This window comes from Streptomyces sp. NPDC058457, assembly GCF_042720695.1.
Classification (GTDB): domain Bacteria; phylum Actinomycetota; class Actinomycetes; order Streptomycetales; family Streptomycetaceae; genus Streptomyces.
This window is the reverse complement of sequence record NZ_JBHXLU010000062.1, coordinates 37,469-55,988: the sequence shown is the minus strand read 5'-3', so window position 1 is coordinate 55,988 and position 18,520 is coordinate 37,469. Positions and strand designations below refer to the sequence as shown.

Sequence of the window (18,520 nt, the reverse complement as noted above, 5' to 3'; positions counted from 1 at the left end):
GGAAGATGAACCGGGATCAGGACATACAGCTGGAGAAGGACCGTGCGCGATACGGCCTCCTCGCCGTCGTCGTCAGCAACCTCGCGATCGCCGCGGTCGCGGTCTTCGGCGTCTGGCGGCTCAACGGCAACGAGTCCGTGATCATCGGCGTGCTCACCGCCGCCTTCACGGCGGTGAGCAGCATGACCACGGCGTACCTGGGGATCAAGGCCGTGTCCAACACGGCGAAGTCGATCGCAGCAGCCTCCGCCACGCCACCCGCCCAAACCCCCACCACCACTCCCGCCCAGCGAACCCCGTAGGGGGTTTCACTCACCGGCACCGACCGGGTGCCGCCCTGCGGCACGTCTGCCCGCAGCTATGTAGGACACGGCTGGGCAGCGCCCTGAAAGGGGCGCGGGGAACTGCGCGACCAGCCCCCACCCACCCGCACCCGAACCACCACGTCCGCCCCCATACCCCCGGCCGAACCGCCGGAGGCAAAAGCGTTCGCCATGAATTTCCCCGAGGTGAGATCCTGGACCGCGTATGTCTACGCATCCCGCCCCCGCCCTTGGCCCCCTCGCCCCTCGCCTGACCGAGCTCTCACTGCGCGACGCGCACCGGCTCGGGCGCAGGCTGGAAGGTGCGCGCAAGATCCGTAAACCGGAGGCCCGGGCCGCCGTCCTCGCCGAGATCGAGGCCGAGGTGGCCAGGGCCGAGGAACGGATGGCCGGCCGACGTGCCGTCGTGCCCGCCGTGTCGTACCCCGAGCAGCTGCCCGTCAGTCAGAAGAAGGACGAGATCGCCGAGGCGATACGCGATCACCAGGTCGTGATCGTGGCCGGTGAGACCGGCTCCGGGAAGACCACCCAGATCCCCAAGATCTGTCTGGAGCTCGGGCGGGGGGTGCGCGGCATGATCGGGCACACCCAGCCCCGCCGGATCGCCGCCCGTACCGTCGCCGAGCGGGTGGCGGAGGAGCTGCGGACGCCGCTCGGGGAGTCCGTCGGCTGGAAGGTCCGCTTCACCGACCAGGTGAACCCCGACGCCACCTTCATCAAGCTGATGACGGACGGCATCCTGCTCGCCGAGATCCAGACCGACCGCGAGCTGCGCGCCTACGACACGATCATCATCGACGAGGCCCACGAGCGGTCCCTCAACATCGACTTCCTGCTCGGATACCTGGCCCAGCTGCTGCCCCGCCGCCCCGATCTCAAGGTCGTCATCACCTCCGCCACCATCGACCCCGAGCGGTTCTCCCGGCACTTCGGCGACGCCCCGATCGTGGAGGTGAGCGGCCGGACGTACCCCGTGGAGGTGCGCTACCGGCCGCTCCTCGAAGAGGACACGGAAGACGCCGACCGGGACCAGATCACCGCCATCTGCGATGCGGTCGAGGAGCTCCAGGCCGAGGGACAGGGCGACATCCTCGTCTTCCTCTCGGGAGAGCGGGAGATCCGGGACACGGCGGACGCGCTCACCAGGAAGAACTACACCCGCGCCGGAGGCGCTGATGGGCAGCGTACGGAGGTCCTGCCCCTCTACGCCCGGCTCTCGCACGCCGAGCAGCACCGGGTCTTCCAGCCGCACACCGGCCGCAGGATCGTTCTGGCGACCAACGTCGCCGAGACCTCGCTGACCGTTCCCGGCATCAAGTACGTCATCGACCCCGGCTTCGCGCGTATCTCCCGCTACAGCCACCGCACCAAGGTGCAGCGGCTGCCCATCGAGGCGATCTCGCAGGCCAGCGCCAACCAGCGCAAGGGCCGCTGCGGCCGTACGTCCGACGGCATCTGCATCCGGCTGTACGACGAGGACGACTTCGTCTCCCGCCCGGAGTTCACGGACCCCGAGATCCTCCGCACCAACCTCGCCTCCGTCATCCTCCAGATGACCGCGGCCGGCCTCGGCGACATCGAGAAGTTCCCCTTCATCGACCCGCCGGACCACCGCAACATCCGCGACGGCGTGCAGCTGCTCCAGGAGCTGGGCGCGATCGACCCGGCCGAGAAGGACCCGCGCAAGCGGCTCACCGACACCGGCCGCAAGCTCGCCCAGCTGCCCGTCGACCCGCGCCTGGCCCGTATGGTCCTGGAGGCCGACAAGAACGGCTGTGTCCGCGAGGTCATGGTCATCGCCGCCGCGCTCTCCATCCAGGACCCGCGCGAACGCCCGGCCGAGAAGCAGACCCAGGCCGACCAGCAGCACGCCCGCTTCCGCGACGAGACCAGCGACTTCCTCGCCTTCCTCAACCTGTGGAGATACGTCAGGGAGCAGCAGAAGGAGCGCGGCTCCAGCTCCTTCCGGCGGATGTGCAAGCAGGAGTTCCTGAACTTCCTGCGCATCCGTGAGTGGCAGGACATCTACATGCAGCTGCGCACGGTCGCCAAGCAGATGGGCATCCACCTCAGCGAGGACGACGCCCCCGCCGACCGCGTGCACGTCTCGCTCCTCGCCGGCCTGCTGTCGCACATCGGCATGAAGGACGTGAAGGAGGGCGCGAAGAACGAGTACCTGGGGGCGCGGAACGCCAAGTTCGCGCTCTTCCCGGGTTCCGCGCTGTTCAAAAAGACTCCCCGGTTCGTTATGTCGGCGGAGCTGGTGGAGACCTCGCGGCTCTGGGCCCGGGTCAACGCGAAGATCGAGCCGGAGTGGGTCGAGCCGCTCGCCGAGCACCTCCTCAAGCGGACGTACAGCGAACCGCACTGGGAGAAGGACCAGGCGGCCGTGATGGCCTTCGAGAAGGTCACGCTCTACGGCGTACCGATCGTCGCCGACCGGAAGGTGAACTACGGCCGGATCGACCCGGAGACCAGTCGCGAGCTTTTCATTCGCAACGCACTGGTCGAGGGTGACTGGCGGACCCACCACAAGTTCTTCGCCGACAACCGCAGGCTCCTCAGCGAGGTCGAGGAGCTGGAGCACCGGGCCCGGCGCCGGGACATCGTCGTCGACGACGACACGCTCTTCGACTTCTACGACCAGCGGGTGCCCGAACACGTCGTCTCGGGCGCCCACTTCGACTCCTGGTGGAAGCACAAGCGACACGAGCAGCCGGAGTTCCTCGACTTCGAGCGGGAGATGCTGATCCGGGAGTCGGCGGAGGCGGTCACCAAGGCCGACTACCCGGACTCCTGGCGCCAGGGTCAGCTGAAGTTCCGCGTCACCTACCAGTTCGAGCCGGGCGCGGACGCCGACGGCGTGACCGTCCACATCCCGCTCCAGGTCCTCAACCAGGTCAAGGACGAGGGCTTCGACTGGCAGATCCCGGGCCTGCGGGAAGAGGTGGTCACGGAGCTGATCCGCACCCTCCCGAAGCCCATCCGCCGCAACTACGTGCCGGCGCCGAACTTCGCGAAGCGCTTCCTGGACACGGCGGTCCCGCTGCAGGAGCCCCTCCCGGTGACCATGGCGCGTGAGCTCAAGCGCATGGTCGGCGTGCCCTTCGAGGCCGAGGACTTCGACTGGGCGAGGGTCCCCGACCACTTGAAGATCACCTTCCGGATCGTCGACGAACGGCGCCGGAAGCTGGCCGAGGACAAGGACCTGGAGGCGCTGAAGCTCCGGCTGAGGCCGAAGGCACGCCAGGCCCTCTCCCAGGCCGCCGCGGCCACCGCGGAGCGCCAGGGCGGCGAGTCGCTGGAACGCAAGGGGCTCACGGACTGGACGATCGGCTCGCTGACGCGCGTCTTCGAGACGCGCCGCGCGGGCCAGCCGGTGAAGGCCTACCCGGCCCTGGTCGACGACGGCGACACGGTCTCCGTCCGCCTCTTCGACACCGAGGAGGAGCAGACCGAGGCGATGTGGAAGGGCACGCGGCGGCTCATCCTCCGGAACATCCCGGTGAACCCGGCGAAGTTCGCATCGGAGAAGCTGACGAACGCCCAGAAGCTCGCGTTGTCGGCGAACCCGCACGGCACGATCCAGGCCCTGTTCGACGACTGCGCGATGGCGGCGGCGGACAAGCTGATCGCCGACTTCGGGGGGCCGGTGTGGGACGAGGAGTCGTACCGGAAGCTGTACGACAAGGTGCGCGCCGAGATCGTCGACACGACGGTCCGGACGGTCGCGCAGGTGCAGCAGGTGCTCGCCGCCTGGCAGGCCTGTGAGCGCCGTCTGAAGGCCGTACGGAGCCCCGCGCTGCTGGCGAACCTGACCGACGTCCGCAAGCAGTTGGACGCGCTGGTGAAGCCGGGCTTCGTGACGTGGGCCGGTATACGTCGGCTGCCGGACCTCATGCGCTACCTGGTCGCCGCCGACCGCCGCCTCCAGCAGATGCCGACGAACGTCCAGCGGGACACCACCCGCATGGAGAAGGTCCACGAGATGCAGGACGAGTACGCCTGGCTCCTGGAGCAGCTCCCGAAGGGCCGGCCGGTGCCGCAGCAGGTCCTGGACATCCGCTGGATGCTGGAGGAGCTGCGGGTCAGCTACTTCGCGCATGCGCTGGGGACCGCGTACCCGGTCTCCGACAAGCGGATCGTGAAGGCGATCGACACGGCGGCTCCGTAACCGACCGGGCACGCCAGGTGAGTTCGACCGGGACCCGCCCCCTCCTGTACAGTCCTTCTCGCAGCGCAACGCAAGACAAAGTGCCGCGAAACCTGGTCCTGTGGAGCAGTTTGGAGTGCTCGCCACCCTGTCAAGGTGGAGGCCGCGGGTTCAAATCCCGTCAGGACCGCCCAACGCCGAGGCCCGCATCCCCCAAGGGGAGCGGGCCTTTCGCATGCCCGGTGACGGCGAGCGGGAGCAGGGGCTCTTGACGGGGTCACATTCGGTGGCTAACCAGGAGGGAGGGCCGGTTTTCCCGGCCCCCTTCTGGAGGTGGCGTATGGCGGCTTCGGTGCGGCACGAGACGCGGGCGTTACTGAGGGCCCACCTGGCGGCCGCCTCGTCGTACCGGCATCTGACCCGTCACTGCCCGGTCTGCCATCGGCTGCTGCGGCTGGCCATGGACTCCGCCCCGCACGCCGTGGAGGCCCCCGAGGACGCCATGGCGGACGAAGACCCCGTCGGCGCGTGACCAACGGCCGTTCCCGGGAGGGGCGGTGGCGGGTCCGGTTCGCCGCGTCGCTCCCTTATCGCACCCTGCAGAGTACAAACAACCCGTGCGGTATGTGACGGGTGTCACCGCACGAGTTTCCGAAACGACGGCACTTACCCCCTTCCTACAACTGGTCAATTTAATATGTGCAATTGCACCACCCTGTCGGCCCGCCCCGAGCCCGTCCCTGGACCCCCTCCGGGGGGCGTCCACAGCGATCCGACAGGGCTCCCCAGACTCCGACAAGGCCGCTCACAGAAGCGCTGGTTACGGTGGTCCAAGACCCCATGGGCGCACAAAAAAGATCGCGCTGGACCCGGCGGAGTCCAGCGCGATCTACGACGCACCCTGTGTCGCTTGCCTGAGAAGTCTCTTGTCGGCCTGGGCGTAGGTCCTGTTGGGGCAGGTCCTGCGTCGCTTGGAGCTAGGGTTCGGGCACCTCGGCCAGTTGGGGGACCGGTCGGTTTGCCCGCTATTCAGTTGGGTCAGGCCTCGCTGCGCTGCTGGGGGATGCCCGCCAGCAGGGCGCGCACCTCAGCCTCGCGGTAGCGGCGGTGTCCGCCGAGCGTGCGGATCGACGTGAGCTTGCCGGCCTTCGCCCACCGCGTGACCGTCTTGGGGTCGACGCGGAACATCGTGGCGACCTCAGCCGGGGTCAGCAGCGGCTCGGCATCAGGGGTGCGAGCGGTCATGAGCGGCCTCCTCGGGAGAACCGAACCTTCTCGGTTCTTTCCTCTAAATTCTGCACCTTGACCCGCGTTGCCCGAAATGGCGGACGCGAGTCGAGTCGGTTATAGGACGAACGGCTTGTCCTCGGCACTACAACTACACCATCCGTCCAGCCGCGTCGGCCAAACCGATGGAATTGCCCTCCCAGGTAGGCATCAGCCGCGGAAGCCGATGGACCATGCCATAGCGGACAGTCACGCCTCTGTGACGATCAGTCACAGGACGATCAGGAGTCACCAGACCCCCCAAAGCACGTAATGCTGAGAATCCGCCCACAGTGCACCACACTTGGACGGATGGAGCCCTCCCCGGACTCCTTGTCCTATTTTGGCACGAGGAGTGGCAAGAGGCGCAAGAGCCGTGTAAGTGCTATCCGTCACCCTTGACGCAAAAGCCCGGATCGAGATCCAACGTCCAGTGCGTTCACTGAAGTGCCGTCAACGTACGTTGTTTCATGCCTCCTGGGCCGTGACGTACATCACTCACCGCACACACGTCACGCAGGTGTCATCCGGCTGTAAACACCATCAGACACCCCGTCACTCAGTACGGATCAGGGGGCATCCACGCTCAGACCGGCACTCAGTTCGCCGACCGGCGGTCCCGTACCGTCCGCCACCGCTCCACCAGCCGCCCGTACGCCTCGCCTGCCGCGGCCCCGTCGCCCTGGCGCAGGGCCTCGACGCCGGCCGCCACGTCGGCCGCGGAATGGTCGTCCTCGAGATCCCCGGCCGGCAGGGTGTGCACCAGACCGCCGTAGTCCAGCTCGACCAGCGAGCGCGGGTGGAACTCCTCCAGCCAGCGGCCGACGTCCACCAGGCCGTCGATCAGCGGCCCTTCCTCCACGGTGTCCTTGAGCGTGCGCAGCGCCCGGGCCACCCGGCGCCGGGCCTGCACCATCGGCGTGCGGTAGCGCAGCATCGGCGGGATCTCGGCGGTGCCCTTCTCGTACCGGCGCTCCTCGTCGGAGACCAGCACGAACCAGTTCAGCGGCACCTGCCAGGTCGCGGTGCGGATCCAGGGCCGGGAGTCGGGGTTGCGGACCAGCCAGCGCTCGTAGTCCATCGCGGCCTGCCGGCGCACGACCGGCGGGAGCATCGCGTCCAGGACCGGCTTCGGCAGTTCGTCGGAGAGCTCCTGCAGGGCCTGCCAGCCGCGCAGCCGGGTCCGCCACGGACAGACGCAGACGACGCCGTCGACCTCCAGGACGAACGCGTCGCCGCTCTCCTGCACCGGCACCGCGACCGGCGGGGTGGGCAGCAAGTCGGCCAGGGAACGGCGGAGTTCGTCCTGGTACGAGGGGCGCTCCGAGCGGCGGGCGTAACGCGTCCAGTGGTCGCGCTCCCGGTCCGGGAAGGCGGCCAGCGGCTCGTACACACGCAGGTACGTCGCGTAGGGGACGACCACCGAGGACACCTTGGGCACGCCTGCTCCCTCCCCACCGGACCGGGCTCGAAACCAGCGGAACCCACGGCGGAGCCATGACGGAGCCGGCCTGGGCCGGCCGCGGAAACCACAGCAAATCGTCCCACGCTCATACGTGCGCACACGGCACGGGAGAGTGATCCTGAACACTGCGCGGATGGTGTGCGGGCAATGGCTCTACGCTCATGCCACGGCCCCCGCCACCCTTACGGGAGCCCCAGCTTCCACCCGCCGCGACACACGCGACACAACCGGGAGTCACCACAGTGACCGACGTTTCCACCGGCGTCCTGCACACCCTGTTCCACTCGGACCAGGGCGGTCACGAGCAGGTCGTGCTCTGTCAGGACCGCAAGAGCGGCCTCAAGGCCGTCATCGCCATCCACTCCACCGCGCTGGGCCCCGCCCTCGGCGGCACCCGCTTCTACCCGTACGCCAACGAGGAGGAGGCCGTCGCCGACGCCCTCAACCTCGCGCGCGGGATGTCGTACAAGAACGCCATGGCCGGGCTCGACCATGGCGGCGGCAAGGCCGTGATCATCGGGGACCCGGACCGCGACAAGACCGAGGAGCTGCTGCTCGCCTACGGGCGGTTCGTGGCCTCGCTCGGCGGCCGGTACGTCACCGCCTGCGACGTCGGCACGTATGTCGCCGACATGGACGTGGTGGCCCGCGAGTGCCGCTGGACCACCGGCCGCTCCCCCGAGAACGGCGGTGCCGGCGACTCCTCCGTGCTCACCGCGTACGGCGTCTACCAGGGCATGCGGGCCAGCGCCCAGCACCTGTGGGGCGACCCCTCGCTGCGCGGCCGTACCGTCGGCATCGCGGGCGTGGGCAAGGTCGGCCACCACCTGGTGGAGCACCTGCTGGAGGAGGGCGCCGAGGTCGTGATCACCGACGTACGGCAGGAAGCCGTCCGGCGCATCGCCGACCGGCACCCTTCCGTGGGAGTGGCCGCGGACACCGACGCCCTGATCCAGGTCGAGGGCCTCGACATCTACGCCCCCTGCGCGCTCGGTGGTGCCCTGAGCGACGCGTCCGTGCCGGTGCTGACCGCTCAGGTGGTGTGCGGCGCGGCCAACAACCAGCTCGCCCACCCGGGCGTCGAGAAGGATCTCGCCGACCGAGGGATCCTCTACGCGCCGGACTACGTGGTGAACGCCGGCGGGGTCATCCAGGTCGCCGACGAGCTGCACGGGTTCGACTTCGAGCGGTGCAGGGCGAAGGCGGCGGAGATCTTCGACACCACGCTGGCCATCTTCGCACGTGCGAAGGATGACGGGATTCCGCCGGCCGCGGCGGCCGACCGGATCGCCGAACAGCGGATGCACGAAGCGGCAACGGCGGGTGGACGCTGACCGACGGCCGGGTTTCCGGGCGGTTTTTCGGTACCTGCCGGCGGACAGTTGGAGAGAACTCTCACGTTCGTCGGCGGGTCGCCCGCCAGGAAGTGGTTAAAATCGTGGTTGACCAGCGGGGACGGGGCGCCTCGCGGGTCATGGAGTCAGGCGCGTGGTGCGGGCGACGTACCGTATGGGCGCGGGCTCAGGTACCGTGGAAGCCCTACGGACCGGTCTCTCCGAGGAGAGTCCGTTCCGGATCATGAACGCGTGTCAGACTCTGGGGCCGTCGAGCCCCGTCACCGAGGGGGTCGAGCCATGGGGCGCGGCCGGGCCAAGGCCAAGCAGACAAAGGTCGCCCGCCAGCTGAAGTACAACAGCGGTGGGACTGACCTGTCACGTCTGGCCAACGAACTGGGCGCATCGACTTCGAGCCAGCCGCCGAACGGCGAGCCGTTCGAGGACGACGACGAGGACGAAGACGACCCGTACGCCCAGTACGCGGATCTGTATAACGACGACGATGACGACGAGGACGAGGACGACCAGTCCGGTCCGACGTCCCAGCATCGTCGCGGTGCTTGACGCCAGCGGCTGCTGAGCCGCTTCACTGACCCGGTCCGGTGTTCCATAGCCGGACCGGGTTTTGTGCTGGGCTCTCGGGGCTCCGCCCCGGACCCCGCTCCTCAAACGCCGGAGGGGCTGGGCTTATGCGTAGTCGCCCACCAGTTCCGCACCGGTGGTGTGGTCGCCGCGCTCGGTGATCTCGCCGGCCACCCATGCCTCGACCCCGCGGTCGGCCAGTGCCGTCAGTGCCACGTCCACCGATTCCTGCGGGACGATCGCGATCATGCCGACGCCCATGTTGAGCGTCTTCTCCAGTTCGAGCCGGTCGACGCTGCCGGTGCGGCCGACCAGGTCGAAGATCGGACCCGGGGTCCAGGTGGCGCGGTCGACGATCGCGTGCAGGTGGTCCGGGATCACCCGGGCCAGGTTCGCGGCGAGTCCGCCGCCGGTGACGTGGCTGAAGGCGTGGACCTCCGCCGTGCGCATCAGGGCCAGGCAGTCCAGCGAGTAGATCTTGGTCGGCTCCAGGAGTTCCTCGCCGAGGGTGCGGCCGAGCTCCTCGACGTGGGCGTCGAGCGCGAGGCCCGCCTGGTTCAGCAGGACGTGCCTGACCAGGGAGTACCCGTTCGAGTGAAGCCCGGAGGACGCCATGGCGATCACCGCGTCACCCGTACGGATACGATCCGCGCCGAGCAGCCGGTCGGCCTCCACGACGCCCGTACCGGCGCCGGCCACGTCGAAGTCGTCCGCACCGAGCAGGCCCGGGTGCTCGGCCGTCTCGCCGCCCACCAGGGCGCAGCCGGCCAGCACACAGCCCTCGGCGATGCCCTTGACGATGGCGGCGACCCGCTCGGGGTGAACCTTGCCGACGCAGATGTAGTCGGTCATGAACAGCGGTTCGGCACCGCACACCACGATGTCGTCCATGACCATGGCGACCAGGTCGTGGCCGATGGTGTCGTACACACCCAGCTGCCGGGCGATGTCGACCTTGGTGCCCACGCCGTCCGTGGCGGAGGCCAGCAGCGGGCGCTCGTAGTTCTTGAGGGCGGAGGCGTCGAAGAGGCCGGCGAAGCCGCCGAGGCCGCCGAGGACCTCGGGGCGCTGCGTCTTCTTCACCCACTCCTTCATCAGCTCTACGGCGCGGTCGCCCGCCTCGATGTCGACACCGGCAGCCGCGTAGGAAGCACCGGAAACAGGGCTCTCAGACATTGCCTGGGATCTTTCGGGTTGATGACGGGGCTTACGGGCGACGGATCGCGTCGGCCGCGGCCGTGGCTGCCGGACCGGCCGCCAGCTCGGTCTCCAGGAGCTGCTTGCCGAGCAGCTCGGGGTCCGGGAGCTCCATCGGGTACTCGCCGTCGAAGCAGGCACGGCAGAGGTTCGGCTTGGCGATGGTGGTCGCCTCGATCATGCCGTCGATGGAGATGTACGCCAGCGAGTCGGCGCCGAGCGAGGTGCCGATCTCCTCGATGGTCATGCCGTTGGCGATGAGCTCGGCGCGGGTGGCGAAGTCGATGCCGAAGAAGCACGGCCACTTCACGGGCGGGGACGAGATCCGGATGTGGACCTCGGCGGCGCCCGCCTCCCGGAGCATCCGTACGAGCGCGCGCTGGGTGTTGCCGCGCACGATCGAGTCGTCGACGACTACCAGCCGCTTGCCCTTGATGACTTCCTTCAGCGGGTTCAGCTTCAGGCGGATGCCGAGCTGACGGATGGTCTGCGAGGGCTGGATGAAGGTCCGGCCGACGTAGGCGTTCTTGACCAGGCCGTTGCCGAAGGGGATGCCGGAGGCCTCCGCGTAGCCGACGGCGGCCGGGGTCCCGGACTCCGGGGTCGCTATCACCAGGTCGGCGTCGACCGGGGCCTCCGCGGCCAGCTTCCGGCCCATCTCCACGCGGGAGAGGTAGACGTTCCGCCCGGCGATGTCGGTGTCGGGGCGGGCCAGGTACACGTACTCGAAGACACAGCCCTTGGGCTTCGCGTCAGCGAATCGCGAGGTGCGCAGGCCGTTCTCGTCGATGGCGACGAACTCGCCCGGCTCGATCTCGCGGACGAAGCTGGCGCCGCAGATGTCGAGAGCGGCGGACTCGGAGGCGACCACCCAGCCGCGCTCAAGACGGCCGAGGACCAGCGGGCGGATGCCCTGCGGGTCGCGGGCGGCGTAGAGGGTGTGCTCGTCCATGAAGACGAGGGAGAAGGCGCCCCGGACCTTCGGCAGGACCGCGTGCGCGGCCTCCTCGATGGTCAGCGGCTTGCCGTCCTCGTCGACCTGGGCCGCGAGGAGCGCGGTGAGCAGGTCGGTGTCGTTGGTGGCCGCGACCCGGGTGGACCGGCCGCCCGGGTCCTTCGGGAGTTCGGCCACCATCTCGGCGAGCTGCGCCGTGTTGACGAGGTTGCCGTTGTGGCCGAGCGCGATCGAGCCGTGCGCGGTGGCGCGGAACGTCGGCTGGGCGTTCTCCCACACGGAGGCACCGGTGGTCGAGTAGCGGGCGTGACCGACCGCGATATGACCCTGGAGCGAACCGAGCGAGGTCTCGTCGAAGACCTGGGAGACGAGGCCCATGTCCTTGAAGACGAGGATCTGGGAGCCGTTGCTGACCGCGATTCCCGCGGATTCCTGACCCCGATGCTGGAGGGCGTAGAGCCCGAAGTACGTGAGCTTGGCGACCTCTTCGCCCGGAGCCCAGACACCGAAGACGCCGCAAGCGTCCTGGGGGCCCTTCTCACCGGGGAGCAGATCGTGATTGAGGAGACCGTCACCACGTGGCACGGCACCGAGTGTAGGCGAGATCGACCACTGGTCCGAATTGGGGATACACAGCCGTAATGGATCTACACCCACGGACGCGGTTGTGGGTTTCTCCATTTTCGCAGGTCAGCACGGTAAGAGGTTTCTCCAGGCGGCGTCGGTTCGTGCGGACCGGTGCCGGCGCAACCCCCAGACACGGTATCCCTGAGTGAGGTGTCGCACATCATTCGGGGGGCGGCGCCCCTGTCGCGTGTCATGCCCTGGACAGCTGGACACGGTCGCCGCCGTCCGCGGTGAGGGTGAGTTTCCCGTCCTCGCCCTTCATGGTCAGCGGCCCGGCGGTGAGCGTGCGGGCGAGTGCACGCTCGAAGGCCATCCGGGCGTTGTCGCAGGCCATCCGGGTGGTGCGGGTGTGGCTCAGCCGGATCTGGTCGTCCGCGATCTCTGCGGTGGCACTGAACTGGTTGCACCCGAAGCTGCCGGCCGCGCGGCCGTCCTCGATCTTCACATGGGCGCGCGCCGGGGCGCGGTGGGTGGTGCCGTCGACGGTCACGCTGTCGACGGTCCAGTCGATCCCGGTCACCGGTGTGCGAGTCCCCACGGAGGCACCTCTCTCACTGCCACAGGCCACCACGAGCGGGACGAGCAGGGCGGCCGTCGCCGTCAGGGTCATACGGCGCATGCGCTGTTTCAACCCGTACATGCCGTTTCGACGGCGCGCACCGGCCGATCGGTTCCCTCACCCCATGACGGGCAGGTACGCCCCGAGGTCCGCCCGCTCCCCGCTGGCGCTGACCCTGGCGTCCGCCACGGCCTGCTGCCACGCCAGCCGCCCGGCGGCCAGCCGGATCCAGGTCAGCGGATCGGTCTCGACGACGTTCGGCGGGGTGCCCCGGGTGTGCCGGGGTCCTTCGACGCACTGCACCACGGCGTACGGCGGCACCCGCACCTCGGTGGAGCCGCCGGGCGCCTTGACGGCGAGCGCGTCGGCGAGCAGCCGGGTACAGGCGGCCAGGGCCTGCCGGTCGTACGGCACCTCCAGCCCGGCGACGGCCGCGTTGAGGTCGTCGGTGTGGACGACCAGTTCGACGGCGCGGGTGACGAGATAGTCGTCGAGGGAGAGCGCGCCGGCGCTGGTGGCGAGCAGCCGGGTGCCGGGGTGTGCGTCGAGCAGGGCGCGCAGGCCGGCGTCGGCGTCGGCGAGGTAGGCGCCGAGGTCGGGGTGGTCGGCGGCGAGGCGCCGGGTGAAGCCGTCGATGGCGGCGGCGTTGCCGGAGGTCCCGAACGGCCAGTCGAGGAGGACCGCGTCGGCCTTCGCCGGCTCGGCCTTGTCCAGGGCCCGGTGGACGGCGGTGACCGCCATGCCGATATGGGCGGCGAGGTCCCGTACGGTCCACCCCTCCAGCCGGGTGGGGAGCGCGAGTTGCCCGGGAGTGAGGCCCTCGACGGCCGCTCTCACGTTGCCGAACTGGGCGAGAACCGCGGCACGGGTCCTGGCCGGGTCGTAACTGCGGGCGCGCTTCTTGGCCTGGGGCATGGCGGTGAGCCTATGCGACCCCTCTCTGTCAGTCTGGGTTGACAATCAGGTCGATGTCAGTCCAGACTGACAAGCATGAACGCAGGAGATCTCTCAGAACGCCTCAGGTCGCACGACCCCGCGGTGGGACTGCGGGCCGTGGGTGCCCTGCACCGACTGGCCGAGCAGGTCGAAGCGGCGGCGGTCGCGCGCGCCAGGGAACAGGGATGGTCCTGGGAGCAGATCGGGGACGCCCTCGGCGTGTCCCGGCAGTCCGTCCACGCCAAGTACGGGAAGTGAGACGACCATGTTCGAACAGTTCGCGGCAGAGGCCCGGGCGACCGTCGCATCGGCGCTCGAAGAGACCACGCTGCGCGGCGACCGCCGCATCGGTACCGAGCACCTCCTCCTGGGAGTGCTGCACGATCCCGGCGCGGTCCGGGCCCTCGGCACCGACCTGGAGGCCGCACGCGCCGCTCTCGACGCCCTCGACCGGTCCGCGCTGGCCGTGGTCGGCATCGACGTCCAGGGGATCGAGCGGGCACCGGTTCCCGCGTCCCGCAAGCGGACCCCCCTCACTTCGGGCGCCCGCGCCGTCCTCCCCCGCGCCCTGGCCGAGACCAAGAAGGCCCACAGCCGCCGGATCACACCGGAACACCTGCTGCTGGCCCTGCTCGACTGCGAGCGGCCGGATCCCGCGGCGGAGCTCCTGACCGAGCTCGGCGTCGACCGCCCGGCCGTCCGTGACCGCATCCGGCAGACGGGTCGCTGAGACATCGGCCCCGTGCCGGTCGGCGCACACAGCAGGGCGGCCCCGCCTGTCGCCTGGGCAACAGGCGGGGCCGCCCGGAGAACCTCTTGCGCCCGCTTACGCCAGCAGCGCCTCGATCGTCCCCTCGTGCGCCTCGCGCAGCTCGGTCAGGGGGAGTTCGAACTCGCCCTGGATCTCCACCGAGTCCCCGTCCACGACACCGATGCGGGTGACCGGAAGGCCGCGCGCACCGCACATGTCGTTGAAGCGGACCTCCTCCGAGCGCGGCACCGCGACGATCGCGCGCCCGGCCGACTCGGAGAGGAGGAAGGTGAAGGCGTCGAGCCCGTCCGGTACGACCAGCCGCGCGCCCTTGCCGCCGAGCAGCGCGGACTCGACCACGGCCTGGATCAGACCGCCGTCGGACAGGTCGTGCGCCGAGTCGATCATGCCGTCGCGGGAGGCGGAGATCAGGATCTCGGCCAGCAGCCGCTCCCGCTCCAGGTCGACCTTCGGCGGCAGGCCGCCGAGGTGGTCGTGGACGACCTGGGACCAGGCCGAGCCGCCGAACTCCTCGCGGGTGTCGCCGAGGAGGTAGAGCAGCTGGCCCTCCTCCTGGAAGGCGACCGGCGTGCGGCGGGCCACGTCGTCGATCACACCGAGGACCGCGACCACCGGGGTCGGGTGGATGGCCGCCTCGCCCGTCTGGTTGTAGAGCGAGACGTTGCCGCCGGTCACCGGGGTGCCCAGCTGGAGGCAGCCGTCGGCGAGTCCACGCACGGCCTCCGCGAACTGCCACATGACCGCCGGGTCCTCGGGCGAGCCGAAGTTCAGGCAGTCGGAGACCGCAAGGGGCTTGGCACCGGTGGTCGCCACGTTGCGGTAGGCCTCGGCCAGGGCCAGCTGGGCGCCCGTGTAGGGGTCGAGCTTGGCGTAGCGGCCGTTGCCGTCCGTGGCGATGGCGACGCCGAGGCCGGTCGCCTCGTCGACGCGGATCATGCCGGAGTCCTCGGGCTGGGCGAGGACCGTGTTGCCCTGCACGAAGTGGTCGTACTGGGAGGTGATCCACTTCTTGGAGGCCTGGTTGGGGGAGCCCACCAGTCGAAGGACCTGCGCGCGGAGTTCCTCGCTGTCGGCCGGGCGCGCGAGCTTGTTCGCGTCGTCCGCCTGGAGCTCGTCCTGCCACGCCGGGCGGGCGTACGGGCGCTCGTAGACCGGGCCGTCGTGGGCGACCGTGCGCGGGTCGACGTCGACGATCTTCTCGCCGTGCCAGAAGATCTCAAGCCGGTCGCCGTCGGTCACCTCACCGATGACGGTGGCGATGACGTCCCACTTCTCGCAGATCTCCAGGAAGCGCGCGACCTTCGCCGGCTCGACGACCGCGCACATGCGCTCCTGCGACTCGCTCATGAGGATCTCCTCGGGCGAGAGCGTGGAGTCGCGCAGCGGGACGTCGTCGAGGGTGACGGTCATGCCGCCGGAGCCGTTCGAGGCCAGCTCGGAGGTGGCGCAGGACAGACCGGCCGCGCCGAGGTCCTGGATACCGACGACGAGCTTCTCCCGGAAGGCCTCCAGGGTGCACTCGATGAGCAGCTTCTCCTGGAAGGGGTCGCCGACCTGGACGGCGGGGCGCTTCGAGGGCTTCGCGTCGTCGAAGGTCTCGGAGGCGAGGATCGACGCGCCGCCGATGCCGTCGCCGCCGGTCCGGGCGCCGTACAGGATGACCTGGTTGCCCGCGCCGGAGGCCTTGGCGAGGTGGATGTCCTCGTGCCGCATCACGCCGATGGCACCGGCGTTGACCAGCGGGTTGCCCTGGTAGCAGGCGTCGAAGACGACCTCGCCGCCGATGTTGGGCAGGCCCAGGCAGTTGCCGTAGCCGCCGATGCCTGCGACGACGCCCGGCAGGACGCGCTTGGTGTCGGGGTGGTCGGCGGCGCCGAAGCGCAGCGGGTCGACCACGGCCACCGGCCGCGCGCCCATCGCGATGATGTCGCGGACGATGCCGCCGACGCCCGTGGCCGCGCCCTGGTAGGGCTCCACGTACGACGGGTGGTTGTGCGACTCGACCTTGAAGGTGACCGCGTAGCCCTGGCCGACGTCGACCACGCCCGCGTTCTCGCCGATGCCCACCAGCAGCGCGTCGCTCTGCGGCGCCTTCTCGCCGAACTGGCGGAGGTGGACCTTGGAGGACTTGTAGGAGCAGTGCTCGGACCACATGACCGAGTACATGGCGAGCTCGGCGCCGGTCGGGCGGCGGCCGAGGATCTCCACCACCCGCTCGTACTCGTCCTTCTTCAGGCCGAGTTCGGCCCAGGGCAGCTCGACGTCGGGGGTCGCGGCCGCGTGCTCGACCGTGTCCAGAGGCGTCCGGCTCATGCGTTGACCAGCTTCTTGAGGATCGAGGTGAAGAAGGGGAGGCCGTCGGTACGGCCCGTGCCGATCAGCGGCTCGACGGCGTGCTCGGGGTGCGGCATGAGGCCGACGACGTTCCCGGCCTCGTTGGTGATGCCGGCGATGTCCCGTAGGGAGCCATTGGGGTTGCCGTATCCATCAGCGGCTTCGCCGCGGACGAGGTAGCGGAACACCACCCGGCCCTCGGCCTCCAGCTTGTCGAGCGTGTACTCGTCGGCGACGTACCGGCCGTCCATGTTCTTCAGCGGGATGTGGATCTCCTGGCCCGCGCGGTAGTCCGCCGTCCAGGCCGTGTCCGCGTTCTCCACCCGCAGCTTCTGGTCACGGCAGATGAAGTGGAGGTGGTTGTTGCCGAGCATCGCGCCGGGCAGCAGGTGTGCCTCGGTGAGGATCTGGAAGCCGTTGCAGATACCGAGGACCGGGAGGCCGGCCTTCGCCTGCTCGATGACGGTCTCCATCACCGGCGAGAAGCGGGAGATGGCGCCGGCCCGCAGATAGTCGCCGTAGGAGAAACCACCGGGAAGAACCACCGCGTCGACCTGGTGGAGGTCCTTGTCCTTGTGCCAGAGGGCGACCGGTTCCGCACCCGCGAGACGGATCGCGCGCTGGGTGTCACGGTCGTCGAGGCTTCCCGGGAAAGTGACGACGCCAATACGAGCGGTCACTTCGCCGCCTCCGCGACTTCCTCCACCTTGACGGTGAAGTCTTCGATCACGGTGTTGGCGAGGAAGGATTCCGCAAGATCATGGATGCGGGCGAGCGCGGCCTCGTCGACCGGTCCGTCAACTTCCAGTTCGAATCGCTTTCCCTGACGTACGTCGGAGATGCCCTCGAAACCCAGGCGCGGCAGCGCACGCTGGACCGCCTGGCCCTGGGGGTCGAGGATCTCCGGCTTGAGCATGACGTCGACTACGACGCGTGCCACTGGCACTCCCGGTGTTGTGGTGCTGACTGCTGAGCAGATACCCGTGATACCCGTCGGTGTCTCCGACCGGTGTCTTCAGACTACCCGCACAAAATTTCTACGCGGGTAGAGTTGTAGGAAACTACGTGAGCCGCATCACGATCGGGTGACGGTGGCGGATCCTCACGAAAAGTTCTGGGAAAGTTCCCCGGGTTCGCCCGTGACATCTATTGCGCCGGGACACGCCCGACGGATTTAGTCGGGCTTCACTTTGTATTGCCAGGCACTGTACAAATGAATTGGCAATAGCCGATACTCGGCACGTCATCTCCCGCCATCGCGGTCATCACCGATGTGCTGACGATGAGCTGTATAGACGTGCCACACGAAGGGACCGAATATTCGTGGCGCAGAAGGTCGTGGTCACTCTCTTTGACGACATCGACGGCTCGGAAGCGGCGGAAACGATCGCCTTCGGACTCGACGGCAAGTCGTACGAGATCGATCTGAATCAAGCGAACGCCAAGAAACTGCGCACGGCCCTGGAGCCGTACGTGGTGGCCGGCCGCAAGCGGTCGAAGTCGGGCAAGGCGTACAAGCAGACGGAGGTCGCCCCCGACCCGGCGGCCGTTCGCGCCTGGGCGCAGGCGAACAAGATGGATGTCCCGGCCCGCGGCCGCATCCCGAAGAAGGTGTACGAGGCGTTCAGCGCCGCCCAGTGAGAGGGCGGCCGGCTGCCCTCAGGGTGCGTCAGCCGCCCCTGGGGGCAGCCGACTTGCGCTACCCCCCTGCTGATCAGCTAATGTCTGGAGCACGCCGAGGGACACGGCCGAAAAGCCGAGGCCCACGGAGTACATGCGGGTGTAGTTCAGTAGCAGAACATCCCCCTTCCAGGGGGAAGGCGCAGTGTGCAATTCCTGTCACCCGCTCTGCACCGCCGTCCTGAGCATGCTTGTGGATCAGGTAGGCTGGTGCTCGCACCGATCGGTGGGAGCCGGTCGGGAGCAGTGCGGACGTAGCTCAGTTGGTAGAGCGCAACCTTGCCAAGGTTGAGGTCGCGAGTTCGAGCCTCGTCGTCCGCTCCAGCTCATAGAG

17 protein-coding genes and 3 tRNA genes are annotated in these 18,520 nt (G+C 69.0%); 11 read left to right on the top strand and 9 right to left on the bottom strand.

What is annotated here, in order from left to right; translation table 11 throughout:
- Positions 1 to 5: 5 nt before the first annotated feature.
- The 4 genes from ACFWPS_RS36510 (at position 6) to ACFWPS_RS36495 (ending at position 5,008) form a co-directional block, all read left to right on the top strand.
- Positions 6 to 302: a hypothetical protein gene (locus tag ACFWPS_RS36510; RefSeq protein ID WP_383713390.1), complete on the top strand. Its 297-nt coding sequence runs from the start codon at positions 6 to 8 to the stop codon at positions 300 to 302.
- A 226-nt stretch (positions 303 to 528) separates the two neighbouring features.
- A complete protein-coding gene (hrpA, locus tag ACFWPS_RS36505; RefSeq protein WP_383713388.1) occupies positions 529 to 4,497 on the top strand; it encodes an ATP-dependent RNA helicase HrpA in 3,969 nt (1,322 codons plus the stop codon).
- Between the two features lie 94 nt (positions 4,498 to 4,591).
- Positions 4,592 to 4,666, top strand: a tRNA-Asp gene (locus tag ACFWPS_RS36500).
- Between the two features lie 150 nt (positions 4,667 to 4,816).
- Positions 4,817 to 5,008, top strand: a complete 192-nt coding sequence (locus ACFWPS_RS36495) for a DUF6274 family protein (RefSeq protein WP_383713385.1) — start codon at positions 4,817 to 4,819, stop codon at positions 5,006 to 5,008.
- 506 nt (positions 5,009 to 5,514) lie between these two features.
- On the opposite strand, the gene bldC is transcribed toward ACFWPS_RS36495, so the two are convergent.
- Positions 5,515 to 5,721: a developmental transcriptional regulator BldC gene (gene bldC, locus ACFWPS_RS36490; protein ID WP_003949541.1), complete on the bottom strand. Its 207-nt coding sequence runs from the start codon at positions 5,719 to 5,721 to the stop codon at positions 5,515 to 5,517.
- A gap of 619 nt (positions 5,722 to 6,340) precedes the next feature.
- Positions 6,341 to 7,183, bottom strand: coding sequence for a hypothetical protein (locus ACFWPS_RS36485; protein ID WP_383713382.1), 843 nt, complete (start codon positions 7,181 to 7,183; stop codon positions 6,341 to 6,343).
- A gap of 266 nt (positions 7,184 to 7,449) precedes the next feature.
- On the opposite strand from ACFWPS_RS36485, the gene ACFWPS_RS36480 reads away from it, so the two are divergent.
- Together ACFWPS_RS36480 and ACFWPS_RS36475 are read left to right on the top strand one after the other, a co-directional pair.
- Positions 7,450 to 8,541 carry a Leu/Phe/Val dehydrogenase gene (locus ACFWPS_RS36480; RefSeq protein ID WP_383713380.1) on the top strand — a complete coding sequence of 364 codons (1,092 nt, stop codon included), beginning with the start codon at positions 7,450 to 7,452 and terminating at the stop codon, positions 8,539 to 8,541.
- Positions 8,542 to 8,841: 300 nt separating this feature from the next.
- Positions 8,842 to 9,108, top strand: coding sequence for a DUF3073 domain-containing protein (locus ACFWPS_RS36475; RefSeq protein ID WP_383713378.1), 267 nt, complete (start codon positions 8,842 to 8,844; stop codon positions 9,106 to 9,108).
- Between the two features lie 123 nt (positions 9,109 to 9,231).
- On the opposite strand, the gene purM is transcribed toward ACFWPS_RS36475, so the two are convergent.
- From purM to ACFWPS_RS36455, 4 genes are all read right to left on the bottom strand, one after another.
- Positions 9,232 to 10,302 carry a phosphoribosylformylglycinamidine cyclo-ligase gene (purM, locus tag ACFWPS_RS36470; protein WP_383713375.1) on the bottom strand — a complete coding sequence of 357 codons (1,071 nt, stop codon included), beginning with the start codon at positions 10,300 to 10,302 and terminating at the stop codon, positions 9,232 to 9,234.
- 31 nt (positions 10,303 to 10,333) lie between these two features.
- On the bottom strand, positions 10,334 to 11,863 hold the full coding sequence (purF, locus tag ACFWPS_RS36465; RefSeq protein ID WP_383713372.1) for an amidophosphoribosyltransferase: 1,530 nt from the start codon (positions 11,861 to 11,863) through the stop codon (positions 10,334 to 10,336).
- A 232-nt stretch (positions 11,864 to 12,095) separates the two neighbouring features.
- Positions 12,096 to 12,524 (bottom strand): META domain-containing protein, encoded by a 429-nt coding sequence (locus tag ACFWPS_RS36460; RefSeq protein WP_383713369.1) that lies wholly within the window; start codon positions 12,522 to 12,524, stop codon positions 12,096 to 12,098.
- A gap of 57 nt (positions 12,525 to 12,581) precedes the next feature.
- Complete coding sequence (locus tag ACFWPS_RS36455) at positions 12,582 to 13,379, bottom strand: sterol carrier family protein (RefSeq protein WP_383713366.1); 798 nt, start codon at positions 13,377 to 13,379, stop codon at positions 12,582 to 12,584.
- A gap of 75 nt (positions 13,380 to 13,454) precedes the next feature.
- Between ACFWPS_RS36455 and ACFWPS_RS36450 the strand changes: the two genes are divergently transcribed.
- Both ACFWPS_RS36450 and ACFWPS_RS36445 read left to right on the top strand, forming a co-directional pair.
- Positions 13,455 to 13,658 carry a helix-turn-helix domain-containing protein gene (locus ACFWPS_RS36450; RefSeq protein ID WP_089100649.1) on the top strand — a complete coding sequence of 68 codons (204 nt, stop codon included), beginning with the start codon at positions 13,455 to 13,457 and terminating at the stop codon, positions 13,656 to 13,658.
- A gap of 7 nt (positions 13,659 to 13,665) precedes the next feature.
- Positions 13,666 to 14,130 carry a Clp protease N-terminal domain-containing protein gene (locus ACFWPS_RS36445; protein WP_383713363.1) on the top strand — a complete coding sequence of 155 codons (465 nt, stop codon included), beginning with the start codon at positions 13,666 to 13,668 and terminating at the stop codon, positions 14,128 to 14,130.
- A 96-nt stretch (positions 14,131 to 14,226) separates the two neighbouring features.
- On the opposite strand, the gene purL is transcribed toward ACFWPS_RS36445, so the two are convergent.
- From purL to purS, 3 genes are read right to left on the bottom strand one after another with little or no spacing between them, the layout of a single operon-like run.
- Positions 14,227 to 16,485: a phosphoribosylformylglycinamidine synthase subunit PurL gene (gene purL, locus ACFWPS_RS36440; RefSeq protein ID WP_383713360.1), complete on the bottom strand. Its 2,259-nt coding sequence runs from the start codon at positions 16,483 to 16,485 to the stop codon at positions 14,227 to 14,229.
- Positions 16,482 to 17,186, bottom strand: coding sequence for a phosphoribosylformylglycinamidine synthase subunit PurQ (gene purQ, locus ACFWPS_RS36435; protein ID WP_383713357.1), 705 nt, complete (start codon positions 17,184 to 17,186; stop codon positions 16,482 to 16,484). Before purQ ends, purL begins: the two co-directional genes overlap by 4 nt.
- Positions 17,183 to 17,446, bottom strand: coding sequence for a phosphoribosylformylglycinamidine synthase subunit PurS (purS, locus tag ACFWPS_RS36430; protein WP_015659417.1), 264 nt, complete (start codon positions 17,444 to 17,446; stop codon positions 17,183 to 17,185). The genes purQ and purS overlap by 4 nt, the downstream gene beginning before the upstream one ends.
- 383 nt (positions 17,447 to 17,829) lie before the next feature.
- Here purS and ACFWPS_RS36425 point away from each other — a divergent pair, with 383 nt between their 5' ends.
- From ACFWPS_RS36425 to ACFWPS_RS36415, 3 genes are all read left to right on the top strand, one after another.
- Entirely contained in the window at positions 17,830 to 18,147 is a 318-nt protein-coding gene (locus ACFWPS_RS36425; protein ID WP_046733685.1) for an Lsr2 family protein, read from the top strand.
- Between the two features lie 135 nt (positions 18,148 to 18,282).
- A tRNA-Gly gene (locus ACFWPS_RS36420) sits at positions 18,283 to 18,354 on the top strand.
- An 80-nt stretch (positions 18,355 to 18,434) separates the two neighbouring features.
- Positions 18,435 to 18,510: transfer RNA gene (locus ACFWPS_RS36415), tRNA-Gly, on the top strand.
- Positions 18,511 to 18,520 lie beyond the last annotated feature (10 nt).